The organism is Cyanobium sp. NS01 (assembly GCF_014280235.1).
Taxonomy (GTDB): Bacteria; Cyanobacteriota; Cyanobacteriia; order PCC-6307; family Cyanobiaceae; genus NIES-981.
On sequence record NZ_CP047940.1, the window covers coordinates 714,873 to 734,630 of the forward strand.

Genomic DNA, 19,758 nt, shown 5'->3' on the forward strand with positions numbered 1-19,758 from the left:
TTACGCCAATCCACACTCCCCAGGGCCCTGCCTTCCTGCTCACAATTGAAGGCACGCAGATCCGTGGAGCTGGGCAGCCAATGGCCTTCTTCGATTCCGAGATCGTCCAGGACGAGGCCAAGCGGCTGTTTCTCGACTACCAGCAACTGATGCAGATCGGTGGCGACTACGGCAAGTTCGATCGCGAAGGCAAGAAGCTCTACATCGAGCAGATGGAGGCGATGATGGATCGCTACCGGGTGTTCATGAAGCGGTTCGAGCTCTCGGAGGACTTCCAGGCCAAGCTCACGGTGGAGCAGCTCCGCACCCAGCTGGGCCAGTTCGGTCTCACGCCGGAAGCGATGTTTGAGCAGATGCACCACACCCTGGAGCGGATGAAGGGCCAGCTCGAAGCCCAGACCTGACCAGCCATGGCCTCCGCTTCCAGCTGAGGCAGTGCCGGGGCCCGGGGCCTGCCTACGATCCGCCGCTGAGCGGGGCAGGTCGATGGCTGAGCACACAGTGGAGCTTCCGACCTGGTTGGAGCGGGGCCTCGCCGACCTGTTCCCAGCCGTCGCTCCCGCGACGTCTGCGGGAGCGGACCCGGATGCAGACAACTGTCTGGCCCTGCGCCTGCAGGAGGCCGAGCGGGAGGGACGCCCGCTGAGGATCAAGCTGGGCATCGACCCCACGGGCACCGACATCCACCTGGGCCACGCGATCCTGTTCCGCAAGCTGCGGGCCTTCCAGGACGCCGGCCACACGGCGGTGCTGATCCTGGGGGACTTCACGGCCCGGATCGGTGACCCCACCGGCAAGAGCGCAACCCGGGTGCAGCTCAGTGCTGCCGCCGTGGAAGCCAATGCCGCCACTTACCTGAGCCAGCTGGGCCAGGGCCAGCCCCCGGAACGCTCCCTGCTCGACTTCGACACCCCAGGGCGGCTGGAAGTGCGCCGCAACGGCGAGTGGCTGGCCGATCTCGATCTCCCCGCCGTGATCGACCTGCTCGCCACCTCCACCGTGGGCCAGATGCTGGCCAAGGACGACTTCTCCAGGCGCTACGGCTCCGGCACGCCGATTTCCCTGCACGAATTCCTCTACCCGCTGCTGCAGGGCTACGATTCCGTGGCGATCCAGGCCGATCTGGAGCTGGGCGGCACCGACCAGAAGTTCAACGTGGCCATGGGGCGCGACCTGCAGCGCCACTTCGGCCAGCGCCCCCAGTTCGGCCTGCTGTTGCCGATCCTTCCGGGCCTCGACGGGGTGCAGAAGATGAGCAAGAGCCTGGGCAACACCGTGGGTCTCGACGAGGACCCGCTGTCGATGTACGCGAAGCTGGAGAAGCTTCCCGATGCCCTGGTGGGGGATTACCTCACGCTGCTCACCGATCTCGATCCCGCTGCCCTGGGCGCCGGCTGCCGAGAGCGCCAGCAGGCCATGGCCCTGGCGATCACCGCCCAGCGGCATGGTCTGGCGGCCGCTGAGCAGGCCCAGCGGGATGCCGCTGCGCTGGTGGCCGGGGCCGAGGCGGCTCAGGTGCCGGAGGCCTCCCTGGCGGCCGTGAGCTTCCCGGCGACGGCCTTCTACCTGCTGCGGGCTCTTGGCCTCTGTGCCAGCAGCAGCGAGGCCCGTCGCCAGATCCAGGGCGGTGGCGTGCGGCTCGATGGCGAGAAGCTCTCCGACCCCAACCAGACCTTCGCCGCGCCCGACGACCTGGCCGGCAGGGTGCTGCAGCTCGGCAGAAAGACCTTCCGGCGCCTGGTGCCGGGCTGAGCCGCTCTGGATCAGGACGCCCTGGCCCGAGCCCGGTGCTCCGACCCACCTAGGGTGCGGCTCAGCCTCCGCCACTGCCGGTGAGCGTCGATCCCACCCTGGCCGTTGCTTCCTGGCACGCTGCCTCGCCGAGCCCGGCTCCGGGCCACCAGGAACCTGCCGAGCAGATCATCGTGGCCCTCGATGGCCTCCAGGCCGGGGAGGCCCTGGCCCTGGCCATCGCCATCCCCGGCCTGCGCTGGGTGAAGGTGGGTCTGGAGCTGTTCGTGTCGGCCGGTCCCCAGGTGGTCCGTCGTCTGCGGGACGAGGGCCTGTCGGTGTTTCTCGATCTCAAACTGCACGACATCCCGGCCACCATGGCCGGGGCCTGTCGCAGCGCGGCGGCCCTGGGAGCGCAGCTGATCACCGTGCATGCCTGCGCCGGGGCCGAGGCCCTCGCCGCTGCCCAGGCCGGCGCCGCCGAGGGAGCAGAGGGGGCCGGCCTGGGCGCTCCCTCCCTGCTGGCCGTGACCGTGCTCACCAGCTGGGAGGCGCAGCGCTTCCGCACCGAGCTGGCCATCGAGACCCCCCTGGAGCCCTACGTCCTGCAACTGGCCCGGCTCGCCGCCGCTGCCGGCATCGCCGGTGCCGTGTGCTCTCCCCTGGAGGTGGCGGCCCTGCGGCAGGCCCATCCCCGGCCCTTTCATCTGGTGACCCCGGGCATCCGGCCTGCAGGCTCTCCCGCCGGCGACCAGCGGCGGGTGCTGACGCCGGCTGAGGCCTTGGCCGCCGGGGCCAGCCAGCTGGTGATCGGCCGGCCCATCACCGCGGTGCCTGATCCGGCGGCGGCCTTCGCCACCTGTTGCGCTGAGCTGTCCTGAGTCGAGGCCTGTCTCATGCCCCGTCTGCACGTCGGGGGGGTCCAGCCCCCGCTCCGCTTCATCCCGCCGATGCGCCGGCCCTGGGTGCGGCTGCTGCTGCGCGGTCTGCTGCCCCTGCTGCACCGCTGCCAGGGGGTGTGGCGCATCGAGGTGGCCGGCGGCGACGACCTCGCCAGGCTGTTCCAGGCCCACCAGCGCGGTGAGCTGCGGCTGCTGCTGGCCTTCCGCCACCCGAGCACTCGCGACCCCCTGGTGCTGGCCTGGCTGTTCTGGTGTGCCCTGCCGCGCCAGGCCCGCCGCCAGGGCCTGCGGCTGCCCCAGCCCTGCCATGCCCAGTTTCTCTACGACCGGGGTGTGCCGCTCTGGGCCGGCGCCGCGGTGGGCTGGCTGCTGAGCCGGCTGGGGGGCATCCCGATCCAGCGCGGCAAGCTCGATCGCCAGGCCCTCCGCCTCGCCCGGGACGTGGCGGCCCGGGGCCCCTTCCCCCTGGCCATCGCCCCGGAGGGGGCCACCAATGAACATGGGGATCTGATCGCTCCCCTGGAACCGGGGCTGGCCCAGATCGCCTTCTGGACCTGTGATGACCTGGCGGCGGCGGGGCGCGACGAGCGGGTGCTGATCGTGCCCATCGGTGTGCGCTACGAGCTGCTGCGGCCCAGCTGGCCGCGCATCGACGAGCTGCTGCTGCTGCTGGAGCGGCAGCTGGGGGTGGCTGCCCCCGCCGCGGGCGATCCCGCCTTCCCGTCGCCCGAGGCGCGGCGCTATGGGCGGCTGCAGGCAGTGTCCACGGCCCTGCTGGGGGCCATGGAGGTGTTCTACCGGCAGGCCCATGGGCTGGTGTTCGATGCCAACGCCCCCTTCGTCGATCGCCTGGCGCGGCTGCGGGAGGCCATGCTCGGCTTGGCTGAGGCCCGCTTCGGGCTCAGGCCCCAGGGCACGCTGCAGGAGCGTTGCCGCCGCATCGAGCAGGCCGGTTGGGAGCGGATCTACCGCAGCGATGGCCAGCAGCTCTCACCGGTGGCCCTGGGCCTGGCCGACTGGACCGCCGCCGAGGCCAGCCTCTGCCTGGAGCACATGCACCTGGTGGAGCCGTTTGCGGCCATCAGCGGTCACTACGTGGCCGAGGCACCCACGCCGGATCGCTACGCCGAGGTGCTGCAGATCCTCTGGCGGGCCGTGGCCTGGATCGAAGGCCGCCCGGGGGCCTCGCCGCCGTCGCTGGGCCGCAGCCGGGCACGGCTGCAGGTGCAGGCCCCGATCGAGGTCACGGAGCGCTATGCGGCCTATCGACGCGATCGCCGCCGATCGGTTGAGGCCCTCACCGCCCAGGTGCGGCAGGGACTCGAAGCCACGCTGCTTCAAGCCGGTGCCGATGGGGCCAGGGGCTGAGGGGGTTGGGGATCAGGCCGCCAACGTGGGCTTGCCGATCAGCTCCCCGTAGAGCCGCTCGAGGGCGTCGAGATTGCGGCTGAGGGTGTAGCGCTCCAGCACCCGGGCCCGCGCCCGCCGCCCCAGCTCGGTGGTGAGCACGGGCTGGTCCCGCAGGACCGGCAGCAGGGTGCGCAGCTGGGTGGTCACCCCCTGGGTGCTGATCACGATGCCGGCCCCGCCATCCAGCACCTCGCCATCGGCGCCGGCATCGGTGGCGATGCAGGCCGTGCCACAGGCCATGGCCTCCAGCAGGGCCAGGGAGAGGCCCTCCACCAGGGAGGGCAGCAGGAACACTTCGGCCAGCTGCAGCAGCGCCACCCGGGTGGCCAGGTTGGGCTCGTAGCCCCACCACACCACGTCATCGTCCTGGGAGGCGCCCTGGAGGGCGGCCCGCAGGGGCCCATCACCGACGATCACGAGCCTGCAGCCAGTGGGGCGCACCAGCCGCCAGGCCCTGAGCAGGGCCTCCACGTTCTTCTCGGTGGCCATCCGGCCCATGTACAGGAACACGCGGCTGCCGCCGAACTGGTGGCGCAGGGCCTGCAGTTCTTTGGAGGGAGCGGCTGGAGCGGGCGTCCAGGTGTCGCTGTCCACGCCGTTGGGGATCACGGCGAGGCGTTCGGGCCTCACCCCCAGCCGCATCAGCACCTCTGCCTGGCGATCGGAGAACACGATCACCCGGTCGAAGCGAGCCAGGGCGGGGGCGTAAAGCTGGTAGGTGAGTTGCTGGGTGCCGGCCGTGAGGTTGCGCAGGCTGGCGTCAAAGGCCGGATGGAAGGTGGCCACCAGCGGCAGGCCCAGCTGCTGGCAGAGGTCCGGCAGCCGGAAGTCGAGCGGGGACAGGGTGAGGCTGGCGTGCACCAGATCGGGGCGCAGCCGCTCCAGCGACTCCCGCAACTCCCGCTGGGCCCCGGGTGAGGGAATCGTGTACACCTGGGATTTCACCAGGTAGGAGAGGATCACCTCCGGGTCCGTCCCGCCTGGGGAAGGCGCCCCTACCGGGCCCAGGTCATGCACCGCCTCCGGCAGGTCCAGCACTGCCCCGTCCCCCAGCCTGCCCCCGGCACCACCAGCACGGCTGCGCTGCCCGCGGCGCCTCAGGTTCGAGCCCCCCCAGCGACCGACGGCCTCAGGCGACAGGCCACCGGGCTCGACCCCAGGGCGCCCGAGCTGGGCAGCAGGGGTGTCGAAGTGGATGAAGCTCACGCCGTGGCCGCGCTCCCGCAGGGCATACGTCGTGGTGAGGCCGTAGGTGACGTTGCCGCAGAAGGGAGATTTCTTGCCTAGCCAGGCAATCTGAGCCACCCAGCCTCGCGCGTCTTCCCCTGACGCTACCAGCGGCGCCAGGGCTGCTCGGCCAGGGCCGCCACCAGGGCGATCGAGGCCAGCGCCCACAGCACCGGCAGCAGACCCCAGCGGCTCACCACCGCACCGGCGAGCACCAGGGGCAGGCTCAGGGCGATGTTGATCAGGTTGTTCTGCAGGCCGAACACCTTGCCCCGCATCGCCTCGGGGGTGTCTTCCTGGATCGTGGTCTGGGCCGGGATCGCCAGCATCGCGGCGCCGACCCCCAGCACGCCGCAGAGCAGCAGGGTGAACACGAGACTGCCGCGCAGCTGGCCCAGCAGCAGCAGGCTCCAGCCAATCGTGCCCAGGCCGGCGGCGGCCAGGCTGCGGCGCGGCAGCCGCTGACCCAGCTGGGCCACGGCCAGGGCGCCGATCCCCAATCCCAGGCCACTCATGGCCAGCAGCGTGCCGAAACGGGTTGGACCGAGCCCCGGCACCGCCGAGGCCAGGCTGATGGCCAGCACGTAGAGGGCCGCCAGCAGGCTGTAGAGCAGCACCAGCTGGCCCATGGCCCGGGCCACCGGCGGCCGCTCCCGCACCACGGCCAGTCCCTGGCGGATCTCTGACAGCACCGACGTGCGGGCCACCGGCCGGGGCGATTCCCGCCAGCGGATGCGGGAGATCGAGAGGGCCGCGATGCCGTAGCAGGCGGGCAGCAACAGGAATTCACCCCCCTCGATGCCGATCCCGGCCAGGACCCGCTGCAGCAGCCGCAGGATCGGATCGCCGAGGGCAAAGCCCACGATGGTGGCCGCCATGCTGGTGGCCTGATAGAGGGAATTGGCCGCCAGCAGGTGCTGGCTCGGCACCAGCTGGGGGATGGCGGCCTGCTCAGCCGGCGCAAAGAACTGGGTGAGCACCGATTCCAGAAAGGTCATCAGCACCAGGCCCCAGTAGCCCACGCTCAGCCCCAGCCACAGCGGGCTGTCCACCAGACAGAAGGGCACGAACAGCACCAGCGCTGCCCGCAGGCCATTGGAGGCCACCATCACGGTGCGCTTGGGCCAGCGGTCGGCCCAGACGCCGGCCACGGTGCCCAGCAGCATCGCGGGCAGGGTGTTGGCCACGTAGATGCCCGTGGCCAGCAGCGTGATCATCTGGGCCCTGGTCTCGGGCAGATCCATCCGCATCGCCGTGGCGGCCTCGGCCAGGGCGGGGTTGGCATCCGGCGTACCGCGCACCCAGGTCTGGGCGATCAGGAACACCATCAGCACGATGTAGAACTTGTCGGCCAGCTGGGAGAAGATCTGCCCCAGCCAGAGCAGGCGGAAGTCGGGCAAGGCCAGCACGGCCTGGATCCCTGATCTCGTCCTGCCTGGGCCCGGCCCCCTGCTCACAGGGGAGCCCTCTGGACTGCCGGTCAAGCTGGATTGGCCCCGAGCACGGCTGCCCATGATGGCTCAGGGCCGTTTCAGGGCGGTCCGGAGGCGGTTTCAATCCCCTGCCGCAGCAGCCGGAAGGATCGGGGGCGCCGGCTCAGATGCTCGCCGCACCAGCACTCCAGCAGCTCCAGCAGGTGCAGCCACACGACTTGGGGGCCCATCAGGGCCCCGTCGCGGCGGCGGGGCAGGGTGGCCCGCGGCAGCCGTTGCAGCAGGGCCAGTTCGGAGGCATTCAGCACCACCCTGGCTCCGGCGATGGCGCCGATCGCGAAGCCCTCGCCGGGCAGCAGGCTGCAGCGCCACTCCCAGGTGCCCACGGGAGGGTCCAGGGGCGCCCCGCTGCGGCAGCAGCTGCTCAGGGGCAGGGCGTAGCCGCCGAGGGCCAGCACGTGCACTGCCGCCTGCACGGCCACGGCGAGGGCCTCCAGGTTGTCGCTGCGATCGCGCACCAGCAGCTCCAGCCGACCCAGATGCATCAGCACGGTGGTGAGCATGCCCGGCACCGGCTCGTCTGTGGGCACCAGGGCCATGCAGAGTTCAGCCAGGGCCTGGGCGGCTGCGAGGGTCTCCAGGCGCTGGGCCAGCTGGCTGTAGTTGTGCAGCACCCGTAGTTGGCGCACCCGTCGCAGGCCGCTGCGTCCACCCACCTGCAGCTGCAGATGGGCAAGGGGCACGGCCGCCGCCAGGCTGCTGCGGGGTTTGCGGGCCCCGGGCACGGCCAGGCGGCTGAGCCCGTGCGCCTCACTGAGCACAGTGAGCAGGCGGTCGCTCTCTCCCAGGGGCCTGCTGCTCAGGGCCAGGCTGTCCAGCCGTTCCTCAGCCACAGGCGCCTCAGCTCTTCTGGGCCAGGGCGAGGGCCACCCCCCGGCTGGTGCCCAGGCGGCTGGCGCCAGCCTCCACCAGCTCCACGGCCTGCTCGAGGCCGCTGATGCCGCCGGAGGCCTGGATGCCGGCCCGGCCCCGGGCCAGGTCGCGCAGCTGGGCCACCAGGGCCGCGGTCACCGGCGGCCCGAAGCCGGCGCCGCTCTTGAGGAAGCGGGCGCCGGCATCGATGCTGATTTCCACCAGCAGGGCCAGGGCCTCGGGCTCCAGGCGCCCCGCCTCCAGGGTCACCTTCACGGGCAGCCCGAGCTCGCAGAGGGCCGAGAGCTCATCGAGCACCCTGGCGCTGTCCCGGTCGGCCAGGGCGCCGAAGTCGGGCACCACATCGAGCTCGTCGGCCCCGGCGGCGGCGGCGGCCTCGGCCTCGGCCCGTTTCACGGCGGTGGGCACCGCTCCGAACGGGAATCCCACCACGGCAATCAGGCGCGGCCCGGAGCCGCGGCCCGAGCTCGCCAGCGGCAGGCGCTGGCGGGCCTCATCCACCCAGCGTGAGGCCACGCACAGGCCGGCGAAGCCGTAGTGGCGGGCCTGATCGCAGCCCTGCTGGATGGCCTCGCTGCCCTGCAGGGGATCCAGCAGGGCGTGCTCGATCAGGGGGATGAGATCGGGGCGTTCGCGGCTCACGCCTCCTTCGGCTGGATCACCCCGAAGCCCCCATGGTTGCGGTGATACACCACCTGGATCTGCCCCGTCTCGGCCTCCCGGAACACGTAGAAGTCGTGGTCGATCAACTCCAGCTGGTGGGTGGCCTCATCCAGGGTCATGGGCGGCATGGAGAAGTACTTGCGCCGCACGCCGCGGTTGGGGAGTTCCGGCTCCTTGCCATCGGTGAGGCTGCCGCCGGGGGGTGGCAGGGCGGCGGCACCGGCCTCCTCGTCGCGGGCGGAGCGATGCACCGGGCCCTGATGGCGCTCGTGGATGCGCTCCTTGTAGCGGTTCAGCTGACGGGTGAGCTTGCTGGCCACCAGGTCGATGCTGGCGTAGAGGTTGTCGCTGTGCTCCTGGGCCCGGATCACGGTGCCGTTGGCGAACATCGTCACCTCGGCGATCTGTTGGGGCACGCGGGGGTTGCGGGCCACCGAGAGGTGCACGTCAGCCTCCTTGACCATGCCCTCAAAGTGGCTGATGGCTCGGGTCAGTTTGGTTTCGGTGTACTCCCGGATGGCGGGGGTGACTTCAAGATTGCGGCCATGGATCAGCAGTTTCATCAGATAGCAGCCGGCTCCGTTGCTGGTTCATCCCCACGCTAGGAACGCCTGCCGGTGCCCCCCCCGCTCGACGCAATCCTTTTTGAATCCCGCCTTCCAGTGGCGTTCGAGCCGGCCTGGCGGGCCCAGCGGCAGCTGCAGCAGCGCCTGCTGGTTGCCCCTGAGGGACCCGATGCCGTGCTGCTGCTGGAGCACCAAAGCTGTTACACCCTGGGGCGCGGAGCCTCCGAGGCCTTCCTGCGCTGTTCCCCCAGCGCCCTGCCCTTCCCCTTGCACCGCATCGACCGCGGCGGCGAGGTGACCCACCACACCCCGGGCCAGCTGGTGCTCTACCCGGTGCTCAACCTGCGCCGCCACGGGGCCGACCTGCACCTCTATCTGCGCCAGCTGGAGCAGGTGGTGATCGACCTGCTGGCGGGCTTGGCCCTGCGTGGTGAGCGCATCGAGGGGCTCACCGGCGTGTGGCTGGAGGGCCGCAAGGTGGCGGCGATCGGGGTGGGGGCCCGGCGCTGGATCAGCCAGCACGGCCTGGCCCTGAACGTGGAGGCCGATCTGGCGGGCTTCGAGGCGGTGGTGCCGTGCGGCCTCGCCGATCAGCGCGTGGGTCGGCTCGCCGACCTGGATCCCAGCCTCACGGCCGCGGGGCTGCGCGCCCCGCTGCTGGCGGCCTTCGCCCAGCGGTTCCAGCTGAACCTGCGCCCCCCGGCGTCCCACGAACAGCTCCAGGGATGGTAACGATGGTGACTCTCTGGGCAGAGCCCGTGTCGCCAGCTCCCTCATCTGCCGCTCCTGAGGTCGCTCCTGAGCTTGCCGAGATCCACTGGAGCGGCAGCCGTCGCGACCAGCAGGCCCTGGCCCTGCACAGCGACTGGAGCCAGCTCAGCGGGATTCACGGCCTCTGGCCGCTGCTGGCCGAGCGCTACGGCGATGCGCCGGCCCTGGAGGCCCCCCATGCGGCGGTGCCCGAGTCGCTGAGCTACCGCCAGCTCCAGGAGCGGATTGAGCAGCTGGCGGCAGGCTTTGCGGCCCTGGGCGTGGCCAGCGGTGACGTGGTGGCGATCTTTGCCGAGAACGGCAGCCGCTGGCTGCAGGCCGACCAGGGGCTGATGCGCTGCGGTGCTGCCGATGCCGTGCGCGGCAGCGCCGCTCCGGTGGAGGAGCTGCGTTACATCCTGGAGGACTCCGGCGCCATCGGCCTGGTGGTGGAGTCGGCGGCCCTGTGGCGGCAGCTCGAGCTGCCGCCAGCCGCTCTGGCGGCGTTGCGCTTCGTGGTGCTGATCGAGGGGGAGCCGCCTGCCGGCGCAACCCCCTCAGGCACGGCGCTGATGGGTTGGCAGGAGCTGGCCCGGCGGGGTGCTGAAGCCCTGGCGGCCGGCCGGCCGGCCCCGCCGCCACCGGCCGATCCCCAGGCCCTGGCCACGATCCTCTACACCTCCGGCACCACAGGCCAGCCGAAGGGTGTGCCGCTCAGCCACGCCAACCTGCTGCACCAGCTGCGCCACCTGGGCGTGGCCGTCACGCCCCAGCCCGGCGACCGGGTGGTGAGCGTGCTGCCGATCTGGCATTCCTATGAGCGCAGCGCCGAGTACTTCCTGCTGGCCTGCGGCTGCCACCAGACCTACACCACGCTCAAGCAGCTGCGGCCCGACCTGCAGCGGGTGCAACCTCACTATCTGATCAGCGTGCCACGGCTGTGGGAGGCGATCCTGGCGGGCTTCGAGGACGCCCTGCGCAGCATGCCGGCCCCCCGCCAGCGGCTGATCGGCGCCGCCCTGGCCAACAGCCGCGCCCAGGGGCTGGCCCGTCGCCGCATGCTCGATCTCACCCTCAGCCCCGAGCCGCCGGCGAGCCGGGCCTGGGCCGCCCTCGAGGCGCTGCTGCGCTGGCCGCTGCATCGTCTGGCCGGCGCGGTGCTGTGGCCGAAGGTGCGCACCCAGCTGGTGGGCGGACGGCTGCGCACGGCGATCAGCGGTGGTGGTGCCCTCGCCCTGCACGTGGATGGCTTCTTCGAGGCGATCGGCATCGAGCTGCTGGTGGGCTACGGCCTCACCGAGACCAGCCCGGTGCTCACCTGCCGCCGCCCCTGGGCCAATCGCCGCGGCAGCGCCGGCCAGCCCCTGCCGGGCACGGCGATCAGAGTGGCCGACCCCGAGAGTCATCGGCCCCTGACCCTGGGGCAGCGGGGGCTGGTGCTGGCCCGCGGCCCCCAGGTGATGGGGGGCTACTGGCACAAGCCCGAGGCCAGCGCCCGTGTGCTGGACGCCGAGGGCTGGTTCGACACGGGGGATCTGGGCCATCTGCTGCCCGATGGCTCCCTGGTGCTCACCGGCCGGGCCAAGGACACGATCGTGCTCAGCAGCGGTGAGAACATCGAGCCCGGCCCCCTGGAGGATGCCCTGGTGGCCAGTCCGCTGCTGGAGCAGGTGATGCTGGTGGGGCAGGACCGCAAGCAGCTGGGGGCCCTGCTGGTGCCCCGGCCCGAGCAGCTGGTGGCGTTCGCGGCCGAGGCGGGCCTCACTTGGGCTCAGGGGCAGCCGGCGGAGCCGGCCCTGCTGCGGGCCCTGACCCGTGAGTGCAACCGCCTGCTGGCTGCCCGGCCAGGCTCCCGGCCCGAGGAGCGGCTGGGGGGGGTGGCGCTGGTGCAGCCCTTCAGCCTCGACAACGGCCTGCTCACCCAGACCCTCAAGCAGCGCCGTGACCGCATCGCCAGCCGCGATGCCGCCGCGATCGAGGCGCTGTATCGGCCCCACTGAGCGTCCGTCGGTTGACCAGCACCCGCCGCGCTGACAACCTGACTGCTGCATCCCTTCCCCCATGGCCGACGCCAGTCTTTCGATCAAGCGCTCCATCACCGTGCGCGCTGTGGTCACCCCGCGCTGGAAGGAGGATGCGGAGCGGGAACTGAGCAATGGCCTCGCCGCCAGCGACGCCCAGCTGGCCCAGCTGGAGCAGGAGGGGCAGCAGGTGATCGATGAGATCCGCCGCCAGAGCGCCAACCCCCTCGACCCCCGGGTGCAGGAGCAGGTGGGGTCAGTGCAGCAGCAGGTGGCGGCGAAGCGCTCCGAGCTCGAGGAACAGAAGCGCCAGATGCTGGAGCAGCAACGCCAGGTGCGCGAGCTGGAGATGGAGCAGATCGTGGAGCAGGGGCAGCTGGAGAGCTTCTGCACGGTGCAGGTGGGCGACAACCTGGTGGAAAAACTGCAGGCCTCGGTGCTGGTGCGCGATGGCGTGATCGAAGCGGTGGAAGGCGCCTCGTAAAATCCGCCCATTCCGCGCGGCGCACCCCGTTGGCCACCCACGAAATCTTCATGCCCGCCCTCTCCTCCACCATGACGGAGGGCAAGATCGTGGAGTGGCTCAAGCAGCCCGGCGATCGGGTCGAGCGGGGCGAATCGGTGCTCGTGGTGGAGAGCGACAAGGCCGACATGGACGTGGAGGCCTTCCAGGAGGGCTTCCTGGCCGCCGTGCTGATGCCGGCCGGTGGCACGGCGCCGGTGGGTGAAACGATCGGCCTGATCGTGGAGAGCGAGGCCGACATCGCCGCCGTGGCCGCGGCGGCTCCCGCCGCCTCACCGGCCGCGCCCGCTCCTGCCCCTGAGGCCCCTGCAGCCCCGGCTCCCCCTGCGGCGGCCCCCGCAGCGGCCCCCGTTCCGGTGACCAGCGCGGCAACTGTGGCGGCGCCTGCGCCCCAGGCTGTTCCGCTGGCAGCCCCTGTCGCCACTGGCCGGGTGGTGGCCTCGCCCCGTGCCAGAAAGCTGGCGGGTCAGCTGGGGGTGGACCTCAATGGCCTGCGGGGCAGCGGTCCCCATGGCCGCATTCAGGCCGAGGACGTGCTGGCCGCCAGTGGCCAGCCGGTGAGTGTGCCGCGGGTGGCGGAGGGCACCGGGCCCGCCGTGGCCGCCGCCAATGGCAGCGGGGCTGCCGGGGCAGGGGCCACGGCCCCAGGGGCGCCCACGGCGGTGGGCCAGAGCTTTGGCCGGCCTGGCGAGGCCGTGGCCTTCAACACCCTCCAGAGCGCGGTCAACCGCAACATGGTGGCCAGCCTGGCCGTGCCCACCTACCGGGTGGGCTACACGATCACCACCACCAAGCTCGATGCCCTCACCCGGCAGGTGAAGAGCAAAGGGGTCACCACCACGGTGCTGATCGCCAAGGCCGTGGCCTTGACCCTGGCCCGCCACCCCCAGGTGAACGCCGCCACCTCGGCCGATGGCAGCGCCATGGTGTATCCCACCGCCGTGAACGTGGCCGTGGCTGTGGCGATGGAAGACGGTGGTTTGATCACCCCCGTGCTGGCCCACGCCGACACCACCGACATCTACGCCCTGGGCCGCAGCTGGGCCGATCTGGTGGCCCGGGCCCGCAGCAAGCAGCTGCAGCCCGAGGAGTACAGCAGCGGCACCTTCACGCTCAGCAACCTGGGCATGTTCGGGGTGGATCGCTTCGACGCGATCCTGCCGCCTGGCACGGGCGCCATCCTGGCGGTGGCGGCGTCGCGTCCCTGTGTAGTGGCCAACAAGGACGGCTCAATCCGCGTGGCCCATCAGATGCAGGTGAATCTCACCTGCGACCACCGCACCATCTACGGAGCCCACGCCGCCGCCTTCCTCAAGGATCTGGCCCTGTTGATCGAAACCAACACCGAGAGCCTGGCCCTCTGATCCCATCGGCCACTGGATGGTCAGCACAACCAGCGGCTCACCGTGGTGCGCTAGTACTTGCCGGCCTGATCGGCCGTGCCCGGCCCGCTGTGCTTGTCCAGCGATTCCGTTCCCTTCCCCCCCGCCTGCGGTGGCGGAGCGTCCGACGACCTCAAGCTCTCGAGCTACGACTTTCAGCTGCCGCAGGAGCGCATCGCCCAGCGGCCCGTTGAGCCGCGCCACAGTGCCCGACTGCTGGCGGTGGGCGTCCCTGCCGCCAGCGCGTCCGCTGGGAATGGGCCTGACTGCCGCCACCTGCGCGTGTGGGATCTGCAGCAGGAGCTGAGACCGGGCGACCTGCTGGTGGTGAATGACACCCGGGTGCTGCGGGCCCGGCTGCAGGCGCGCCGCCGCTCAGGTGGGCACGTGGAGCTGTTGGTGCTGGAGCCCTGGCTGGAGGAGCCCGGGCCGCCGGCGCCGGGCCGCTGGCTCTGCCTGGCCAAGCCGGCCAAGCGCCTCCAGAGCGGCGAGGTTCTGGAGGTGATCGCCGAGGGCCAGGACCCCCTGCCGGTGGAGATCTGTGGCCGCGATGCCGAAACCGGCGGCTGCATCGTGCAGTTTCCGGCGGCCTGCGCCGATGCCGCCTCCCTGGAGCCGCTGCTGGTGCGCTACGGCGCCATCCCGCTGCCGCCCTACATCCACGAGCACGATGCCGGCGACAACGACCGCTACCAGACCCGCTACGCCGCCAGGCCCGGCGCTGTGGCCGCCCCCACCGCCGGCCTGCACCTGAGTGATGCGCTGCTGGCAGCCATCCAGGTCCGCGGAGTGGCCCTCGCCACCACCACCCTGCACGTGGGGCTGGGCACGTTCCGGCCGGTGGAAACCGAAGACCTCAGGGGCCTGGAGCTCCACAGCGAGTGGGTGGAGGTGAGCCCCGAGCTGGTGGCGGCGGTGCAGGCCTGCCGTGCCCGCGGCGGCCGGGTGATCGCCATCGGCACCACCAGCGTGCGCAGCCTGGAGGGGGTGGCCGCCCTCCACGGCGGCGAGCTCCGGCCCCACACGGGCCCGGTGAACCTGGTGATCCAGCCCGGCTTCCGCTTCGCGGTGGTGCAGGGCCTGCTCACCAACTTCCACCTGCCCAGGAGCTCTCTGCTGCTGCTGGTGAGCGCCCTGGTCGGCCGGCGGCGCCTGCTGGCGCTCTACGCCGAGGCGATCGAGCGGGAGTATCGCTTCTTTTCCTATGGCGATGCCATGTGGATCCCGCCTGAGGCGGTGCTGCCTGAAGCGGTTTCGCCGTGAGCTCCATGAAAAAAGCCCCCGTTCTGGCGGGGGCTGGCCCTGGGCCCTGATGGGCCGGGCATGGAGCAGTGGGGCTCAAGCGGCGGCCAGGTTGGCGGCCACGAAGTCCCAGTTCACCAGCTTCTCGAGGTAGGTGGTGATGTAGTCAGGCCGGCGGTTCTGGTAGTCGAGGTAGTAGGCGTGCTCCCAGACATCCATGGTGAGCAGGGCCTTCTGGCCATGGGCCAGGGGCAGGTCGGCGTTGGCGGTCTTGGTGATTTTGAGGCTGCCGCCATCGAGCACCAGCCAGGCCCAGCCGCTGCCGAACTGGGTGGCGCCGGCGGTCTTGAACTGTTCCACGAAGGCCTCGAAGCTGCCGAAGTCGGCATTGATCTTCTCGGCCAAGGGGCCGGTGGGCTGGCCGCCGCCACCGGGCTTCATGCACTGCCAGTAGAAGCTGTGGTTCCACACCTGGGCGGCGTTGTTGAACACCCCCGCCTTGGCGGCATCACCGGCCACGGCGGTGATGGTGTCCTCGAGGCTCTTGCCGTCGAGTTCGGTGCCCTCAACCAGCTTGTTCAGGTTGGTGACGTAGGCGTTGTGGTGCTTGCCGTGATGGAACTCGAGGGTCTGACGGGAGATATGGGGCTCGAGCGCATCTTGGCCGTAGGGAAGCGCGGGAAGCGTGTGGGCCATGGATGGGATGTCGTTCTGAAAAGTGCCCGCCGGCGTGACCGACGGCACATCCATCCTAACGATCGCTAAAGATTCCCTGGCCGTTCCCGGCCAGGGCGGGGCCGCAGCGGCCCGGGCTCAGCGGCCGATCTCCAGCAGTTCCACCTCGAAGATCAAGGTGGCGTTGGGGGGGATCACGCCGCCGGCACCCCGCTCGCCGTAGGCCAGATCGGGGGGGATCACCAGCTTGCGCTTGCCGCCCACCTGCATGCCGGCCACGCCCTCATCCCAGCCCTTGATCACCCGACCGCCGCCGAGGGGGAAGGAAAAGGGTGCGCGGCCGTAGCTGCTGTCGAACTCCTTGCCGTTCTGGAGGGTGCCGCGGTAGTTGACGCTGACGCTCTGGCCGGCGCTGGCCTCGGGGCCGTCGCCGATCACCAGGTCGGTGATGCGCAGGCCACTGGCGGTGACCCGCTCCTTCGGGGCTGTCATGGGGTCGCCGAGCATGTCGGCCTGGGCGATCTCGGGGCTGGGTTCCGGAGCCATGGCGAACAGGGTGGGGTTGGGGTCGTCGGGATCGAGTTCATAGGGGGCCGTGCTGACCACGGCGGCAGTTTTCGCCACGGCCGGGGCGCTGAGGGGGGCCGGCTCAGCCGGGGCGGCGGCGGCCACGGTGGTGGGGCTGACCAACTGGCTCACAAAGGCCAGCAGCAGGCACAGCACACAAACGGTGGAGCTGATCAGGATGTCGCGCATGGCAAGCCCGTAGAGGCTCCGATTCTGCCGACTCGCCGGCATCGGCCTACTCGGCGGCTGACTCACCGTTGCGCTGGCGCAGCGACTGCTCGAGGCGATCGATGCGACCGCGCAGTTCGTCGAGCTCGCGCTGCATCGGGATGCCGAGGTCCTGCAGCAGCTGGTCGCGGTTGCGCTCCAGCTGGCGGCCTGCCTGCTCCTCCAGGCCAGGCGTGTCGCCGCGCAGGGCCCGCATCACGTCCTCCACCAGGGCGGAGGCGTGGCTGGGGTCGAGCTTGCCGCTGCGCACCCACTCCTGGCTCACGTAGCGCAGCCTGTCGTTCACCAGGGAGGTGGTGCCCAGGCCCCGCAGCAGCAGTTGGTGCAGGGGGTTGGAGGAATCCATCAGTGAGGCCTCGCGTGAGTCGCGTGTGGTTCAACCTTGGCGCTTCCTACGGTGGCCTGCCAATGGCGGTCGAGGGACGGTTGCGCGGGATCGCTCTGACGGCCGGGGCACGGGCCGCCTCGATCCGGGCCGCCGCCGCTGGCCTGCTGGCGGGCGTCGCCCTGCCGCCGCTGGGCTTCCCCCCCCTGCTCTGGCTGGCCCTGGCCGTGCTCTGGCATGGCAGCAGCGGTTCGGGGACCCGCCGCCTGGCCACGGGAGGGCTGTGGGGAGCTCTGGCGGTGCTGGTGAGCCACCGCTGGCTGCTCGGCCTCCACCCCCTCGACTGGATCGGCGTGCCCCTGCCCCTGAGCCTGCCCCTCTGTCTGCTGTTGCTCTTGGTGCTGGCGGCCCTGGGGGCGCTGCTGGTGGCGGGCTGGACCTGGCTGGCCGGCCTGCTGGGGCCTGAGCGCTGGAGCACGGCCCTGCTGCTGGCCTGCCTCTGGGGCGCCGCTGAACTGGCCCTGGCCCGGGGGCCGCTGTTCTGGCTGGGGCTGGGGGCGGCTCCCCTGCCCGGCGATCTGCCGCTTGCCGGCCTGGCGGCGCTTGGCGGCAGTGGCCTGGTGGCGGCGGTTCAGGTGCTGCTGGGCTGGGGCCTCTGGCGCCTGGCGTCGGCGTTCCGCTGGCGGCGGCTGGGGGGGTGGCTGCTGGTGGTTGTGGTGCTGCACGGCAGCGGCGCCGCCCTGCTGGCGCTGCAACCCGCGGGCGAGGGGGCCGCCGAGCGGGTGCTGGTGCTGCAGCCCGCGATTCCCACCCGCGAGAAACACACCGGGGAAGCGCGGCGGCAGCTGGAGCAGCAGCTGCAGGCGGCCCTGCTGGAGGCCCAGCAGCGGCAGGCCGTGGCGGTGCTGCTGCCGGAGGGGGCGCTGGGGCTGGAGCCCCGGCTGCCCCAGCCGGCCCCGGTGGAGCTGCTCAGCGGCGGCTTTCGCTGGCAGGAGGGGCCCGGCGGTCCCGAACAGCGCAGTGCCCTGCTGCGGTTCGGCGTGGGTGACAGCCGGCCCGCCACGGCGGTGGACAAGCACCGGCTGGTGCCACTCGGGGAGTGGGTGCCCCTGGCTGGCTGGCTGCGCTGGAGCGGCCTCTCAGCCGTGGGCGGCGTGGAGCCTGGGCCGCCGTCCCGGCTGCTGGCGCGGCCCCAGGGCCCCCTGGGAGTGGCGATCTGCTACGAGCTCTCCGATGGCATGGCCCTGAGCGCGGCCACCCGGGAGGGCGCCACCTGGTTGCTGGCCAGCGCCAATCTCGATCCCTATCCCTTGATGCTGCAGCAGCAGTTCGCTGCCCTGGCCCAGTTGCGGGCCATCGAAGCCGGCCGCTGGCTGGTGAGCTCGGCCAACACGGGTCCGGGGCTGCTGGTGGACTCCCGCGGTGAGGTGAAGGGGCGGATGGCCCCAGGCCGGGCCGGCACGGCTCTGTTTGAACCCGTGCCGATCACCCGGCTCAGCCCCTACGGCCACTGGCGGGAGACGCCCCTGCTGCTGCTGGCGCTGCTGGGCCTGGGCTTGCGCCGCTGGGAGGGGCGCAGGGCACGGCTCAACCCGTGAACTGGAGCGCCACCTCCACCAGGGTGAAGCCGAGCAGCCCGGCGAGGGCGAGGAGGGATCCGGAGCTGGTCATCAGCATGAGCGCCAGGGGCGGTGCGGGGGTGAACCTTGATGGCGAGATTCTGACGAAAACCTTAAGGAAGCGCCCGTAGCGTTCGTCACCCTCCTACCAATCGTCACAGTCCAGCCGCTCAACACAGTCCAGCCCCGCTCAGCTCATCCCTCGAAGCTGCGGCGCGCCTCGCTCACCCCGGCAGGGCTGGTGCCCTTGAGGTAAGCCAGCATCGTGTCGGCATCGGACACCTCAAAGGGGTCGATGGGGCAGTTGTCCCCGAACTCGGGCTCGGCGAACACCTTCTCGATCACGCCGTCGTTGACGAGCATCGAGTAGCGCCAGGAGCGCAGCCCGAAGCCCAGATTCGACTTGTCGACGAGCATGCCCATCTTGCGGGTGAACTCGCCGTTGCCATCGGGCAGCAGCATCACGTTGTTGGCGCCCACCTGCTTGCCCCACTGGAACATCACGAAGGCGTCGTTCACCGAGAGGCACACGATCGTGTCGATGCCCTGGGCCTGGAACTCGGTGTAGAGCTCCTCGTAGCGGGGCAGGTGGTTGGAGGAGCAGGTGGGGGTGAAGGCGCCGGGCAGGGAGAAGATCACCACGCGCTTGCCGGCGAAGATCTCGTCGCTGCTGAGGTCTTGCCAGCGGAAGGGGTTGGGGCCGGGCACGGATGCATCGCGCACGCGGGTCTTGAAGGTGACGCTGGGAACGCGGTTGAGGATGGCCATGGGGGTTGTGGAAACGGGCGGATGGAACAGGCGAAGCGCTGGCCGGGGCCAGATGCTGCTGAAGTTAACTCATAATGACTCCGCTTTGCAATAGGCCAGGGCTGCTGGGGACGGGTTCCCTGCCCGGCTGCTGCTGTCAGCCTGGCCCCAGTCGCGCCAGCTCCGGATGACGCCCTCCTCCTCTGCCGAAGCCCAGCGCTGGGATCGGCGCTACCGCGAGGGGCGTGATGGCTGGGAACTGGGCCAGCCGGCGCCTCCCCTGGAGCGCTTTCTGCTCCACCACCAGCTGGCTCCCCGGCCGCCTGGGCGGGTGCTGGTGCCGGGCTGCGGCCGCGGCCATGAGGTGGCCCTGCTCGCCGGGGCCGGGTTCAACGCGGTGGGCCTTGATCTCAGTGCCCTGGCCCTGGAGGAGGCCCGCCGGCGGCATGGTCCCGATCGCCCCGGGCTGCAGTGGCTGCAGGCCGATCTGCTCGATCCCCCTGCCCTGGAGCAGACGGGGCTCGCTGCCGCCAGCCTCGATGGCGTGCTGGAGCACACCTGCTTCTGCGCCATCGACCCCGCCCAGCGCCCCAGTTACGCCCACACCATCGCCCGGCTGCTGCGGCCCGGGGGCTGGCTGCTGGGACTGTTCTGGTGCCATGGACGCCCCGGCGGCCCGCCCTGGGGCAGCGATCCGGAGGCCATTGCCGCGCTCTTTGCCGGGGCTGGCCTGGTGCAGCAGCTCTGGCAACCGGCCGAGGGCTCGGTGCCCCAGCGCCAGCAGGAGTGGCTGGGGCTGTGGAGCCACTGAGAT

General features: G+C 71.3%; 20 protein-coding genes. 11 read left to right on the forward strand and 9 right to left on the reverse strand.

Translation table 11 applies throughout. The features are described 5' to 3' along the window. Positions 1-80: 80 nt before the first annotated feature. The 4 genes from CyaNS01_RS03610 to CyaNS01_RS03625 all read left to right on the forward strand — a co-directional run bounded on the left by CyaNS01_RS03610 (position 81) and on the right by CyaNS01_RS03625 (position 4,001). Positions 81-404, forward strand: a complete 324-nt coding sequence (locus CyaNS01_RS03610) for a DUF1825 family protein (protein ID WP_186698943.1) — start codon at positions 81-83, stop codon at positions 402-404. Positions 405-486: 82 nt separating this feature from the next. Beyond that, positions 487-1,752: a tyrosine--tRNA ligase gene (tyrS, locus tag CyaNS01_RS03615; protein WP_186698945.1), complete on the forward strand. Its 1,266-nt coding sequence runs from the start codon at positions 487-489 to the stop codon at positions 1,750-1,752. A 98-nt stretch (positions 1,753-1,850) separates the two neighbouring features. Then, the gene (gene pyrF, locus CyaNS01_RS03620; protein WP_225875896.1) at positions 1,851-2,612 is read left to right on the forward strand and encodes an orotidine-5'-phosphate decarboxylase; all 762 of its coding nucleotides are present in this window, start codon (positions 1,851-1,853) and stop codon (positions 2,610-2,612) included. 15 nt (positions 2,613-2,627) lie between these two features. After that, a complete protein-coding gene (locus tag CyaNS01_RS03625) occupies positions 2,628-4,001 on the forward strand; it encodes a 1-acyl-sn-glycerol-3-phosphate acyltransferase (RefSeq protein ID WP_186698948.1) in 1,374 nt (457 codons plus the stop codon). 12 nt (positions 4,002-4,013) lie between these two features. Here CyaNS01_RS03625 and CyaNS01_RS03630 read toward each other — a convergent pair whose 3' ends face one another. The 5 genes from CyaNS01_RS03630 to hpf are packed head-to-tail and all read right to left on the reverse strand — an operon-like array spanning position 4,014 to position 8,862. Further along, positions 4,014-5,348, reverse strand: a complete 1,335-nt coding sequence (locus tag CyaNS01_RS03630; RefSeq protein ID WP_225875783.1) for a glycosyltransferase family 4 protein — start codon at positions 5,346-5,348, stop codon at positions 4,014-4,016. A gap of 26 nt (positions 5,349-5,374) precedes the next feature. Beyond that, complete coding sequence (locus CyaNS01_RS03640; protein ID WP_186698950.1) at positions 5,375-6,784, reverse strand: MFS transporter; 1,410 nt, start codon at positions 6,782-6,784, stop codon at positions 5,375-5,377. Positions 6,785-6,801: 17 nt separating this feature from the next. Next, the gene (gene recO / locus CyaNS01_RS03645; protein WP_186698952.1) at positions 6,802-7,596 is read right to left on the reverse strand and encodes a DNA repair protein RecO; all 795 of its coding nucleotides are present in this window, start codon (positions 7,594-7,596) and stop codon (positions 6,802-6,804) included. A 7-nt stretch (positions 7,597-7,603) separates the two neighbouring features. Next, positions 7,604-8,278: a deoxyribose-phosphate aldolase gene (gene deoC, locus CyaNS01_RS03650; protein WP_186698954.1), complete on the reverse strand. Its 675-nt coding sequence runs from the start codon at positions 8,276-8,278 to the stop codon at positions 7,604-7,606. After that, positions 8,275-8,862 (reverse strand): ribosome hibernation-promoting factor, HPF/YfiA family, encoded by a 588-nt coding sequence (gene hpf / locus CyaNS01_RS03655; protein WP_186698956.1) that lies wholly within the window; start codon positions 8,860-8,862, stop codon positions 8,275-8,277. The genes deoC and hpf overlap by 4 nt, the downstream gene beginning before the upstream one ends. A gap of 54 nt (positions 8,863-8,916) precedes the next feature. On the opposite strand from hpf, the gene lipB reads away from it, so the two are divergent. From lipB to queA, 5 genes are all read left to right on the forward strand, one after another. Then, a complete protein-coding gene (lipB, locus tag CyaNS01_RS03660) occupies positions 8,917-9,597 on the forward strand; it encodes a lipoyl(octanoyl) transferase LipB (protein WP_186698958.1) in 681 nt (226 codons plus the stop codon). 26 nt (positions 9,598-9,623) lie between these two features. Then, positions 9,624-11,615: an AMP-binding protein gene (locus CyaNS01_RS03665; RefSeq protein ID WP_225875784.1), complete on the forward strand. Its 1,992-nt coding sequence runs from the start codon at positions 9,624-9,626 to the stop codon at positions 11,613-11,615. Positions 11,616-11,676: 61 nt separating this feature from the next. Further along, complete coding sequence (locus tag CyaNS01_RS03670) at positions 11,677-12,120, forward strand: YlqD family protein (RefSeq protein ID WP_186698962.1); 444 nt, start codon at positions 11,677-11,679, stop codon at positions 12,118-12,120. 29 nt (positions 12,121-12,149) lie between these two features. Then, positions 12,150-13,523 carry a dihydrolipoamide acetyltransferase family protein gene (locus CyaNS01_RS03675; RefSeq protein ID WP_186698964.1) on the forward strand — a complete coding sequence of 458 codons (1,374 nt, stop codon included), beginning with the start codon at positions 12,150-12,152 and terminating at the stop codon, positions 13,521-13,523. A 93-nt stretch (positions 13,524-13,616) separates the two neighbouring features. Continuing rightward, a complete protein-coding gene (gene queA, locus CyaNS01_RS03680) occupies positions 13,617-14,804 on the forward strand; it encodes a tRNA preQ1(34) S-adenosylmethionine ribosyltransferase-isomerase QueA (RefSeq protein ID WP_186698966.1) in 1,188 nt (395 codons plus the stop codon). Positions 14,805-14,879: 75 nt separating this feature from the next. Here queA and CyaNS01_RS03685 read toward each other — a convergent pair whose 3' ends face one another. From CyaNS01_RS03685 to CyaNS01_RS03695, 3 genes are all read right to left on the reverse strand, one after another. Then, positions 14,880-15,479 carry a superoxide dismutase gene (locus CyaNS01_RS03685; protein WP_186698968.1) on the reverse strand — a complete coding sequence of 200 codons (600 nt, stop codon included), beginning with the start codon at positions 15,477-15,479 and terminating at the stop codon, positions 14,880-14,882. 117 nt (positions 15,480-15,596) lie between these two features. Beyond that, complete coding sequence (locus tag CyaNS01_RS03690) at positions 15,597-16,214, reverse strand: FKBP-type peptidyl-prolyl cis-trans isomerase (RefSeq protein WP_186698970.1); 618 nt, start codon at positions 16,212-16,214, stop codon at positions 15,597-15,599. A gap of 46 nt (positions 16,215-16,260) precedes the next feature. Continuing rightward, positions 16,261-16,599 carry a phasin family protein gene (locus CyaNS01_RS03695; protein WP_186698971.1) on the reverse strand — a complete coding sequence of 113 codons (339 nt, stop codon included), beginning with the start codon at positions 16,597-16,599 and terminating at the stop codon, positions 16,261-16,263. A gap of 62 nt (positions 16,600-16,661) precedes the next feature. Here CyaNS01_RS03695 and CyaNS01_RS03700 point away from each other — a divergent pair, with 62 nt between their 5' ends. Beyond that, the gene (locus tag CyaNS01_RS03700; RefSeq protein WP_222934198.1) at positions 16,662-18,176 is read left to right on the forward strand and encodes an apolipoprotein N-acyltransferase; all 1,515 of its coding nucleotides are present in this window, start codon (positions 16,662-16,664) and stop codon (positions 18,174-18,176) included. Between the two features lie 216 nt (positions 18,177-18,392). On the opposite strand, the gene CyaNS01_RS03705 is transcribed toward CyaNS01_RS03700, so the two are convergent. Beyond that, positions 18,393-18,965, reverse strand: a complete 573-nt coding sequence (locus tag CyaNS01_RS03705) for a peroxiredoxin (protein ID WP_186698973.1) — start codon at positions 18,963-18,965, stop codon at positions 18,393-18,395. A gap of 166 nt (positions 18,966-19,131) precedes the next feature. Here CyaNS01_RS03705 and CyaNS01_RS03710 point away from each other — a divergent pair, with 166 nt between their 5' ends. Beyond that, the gene (locus CyaNS01_RS03710; protein ID WP_186698975.1) at positions 19,132-19,755 is read left to right on the forward strand and encodes a methyltransferase domain-containing protein; all 624 of its coding nucleotides are present in this window, start codon (positions 19,132-19,134) and stop codon (positions 19,753-19,755) included. Positions 19,756-19,758 lie beyond the last annotated feature (3 nt).

What these genes read in the sequence shown, in the direction of transcription:
- CyaNS01_RS03625 (WP_186698948.1), top strand. Translation starts at nt 2,628, where the DNA reads ATGCCCCGTCTGCACGTCGGGGGGGTCCAGCCCCCGCTCCGCTTCATC.
- CyaNS01_RS03685 (WP_186698968.1), bottom strand. Translation starts at nt 15,479, where the DNA reads ATGGCCCACACGCTTCCCGCGCTTCCCTACGGCCAAGATGCGCTCGAG.
- CyaNS01_RS03705 (WP_186698973.1), bottom strand. Translation starts at nt 18,965, where the DNA reads ATGGCCATCCTCAACCGCGTTCCCAGCGTCACCTTCAAGACCCGCGTG.
- CyaNS01_RS03700 (WP_222934198.1), top strand. Translation starts at nt 16,662, where the DNA reads ATGGCGGTCGAGGGACGGTTGCGCGGGATCGCTCTGACGGCCGGGGCA.
- CyaNS01_RS03610 (WP_186698943.1), top strand. Translation starts at nt 81, where the DNA reads ATGGCCTTCTTCGATTCCGAGATCGTCCAGGACGAGGCCAAGCGGCTG.
- CyaNS01_RS03710 (WP_186698975.1), top strand. Translation starts at nt 19,132, where the DNA reads ATGACGCCCTCCTCCTCTGCCGAAGCCCAGCGCTGGGATCGGCGCTAC.
- tyrS (WP_186698945.1), top strand. Translation starts at nt 487, where the DNA reads ATGGCTGAGCACACAGTGGAGCTTCCGACCTGGTTGGAGCGGGGCCTC.
- hpf (WP_186698956.1), bottom strand. Translation starts at nt 8,862, where the DNA reads ATGAAACTGCTGATCCATGGCCGCAATCTTGAAGTCACCCCCGCCATC.
- CyaNS01_RS03640 (WP_186698950.1), bottom strand. Translation starts at nt 6,784, where the DNA reads ATGGGCAGCCGTGCTCGGGGCCAATCCAGCTTGACCGGCAGTCCAGAG.
- CyaNS01_RS03690 (WP_186698970.1), bottom strand. Translation starts at nt 16,214, where the DNA reads ATGCGCGACATCCTGATCAGCTCCACCGTTTGTGTGCTGTGCCTGCTG.
- CyaNS01_RS03695 (WP_186698971.1), bottom strand. Translation starts at nt 16,599, where the DNA reads ATGGATTCCTCCAACCCCCTGCACCAACTGCTGCTGCGGGGCCTGGGC.
- CyaNS01_RS03670 (WP_186698962.1), top strand. Translation starts at nt 11,677, where the DNA reads ATGGCCGACGCCAGTCTTTCGATCAAGCGCTCCATCACCGTGCGCGCT.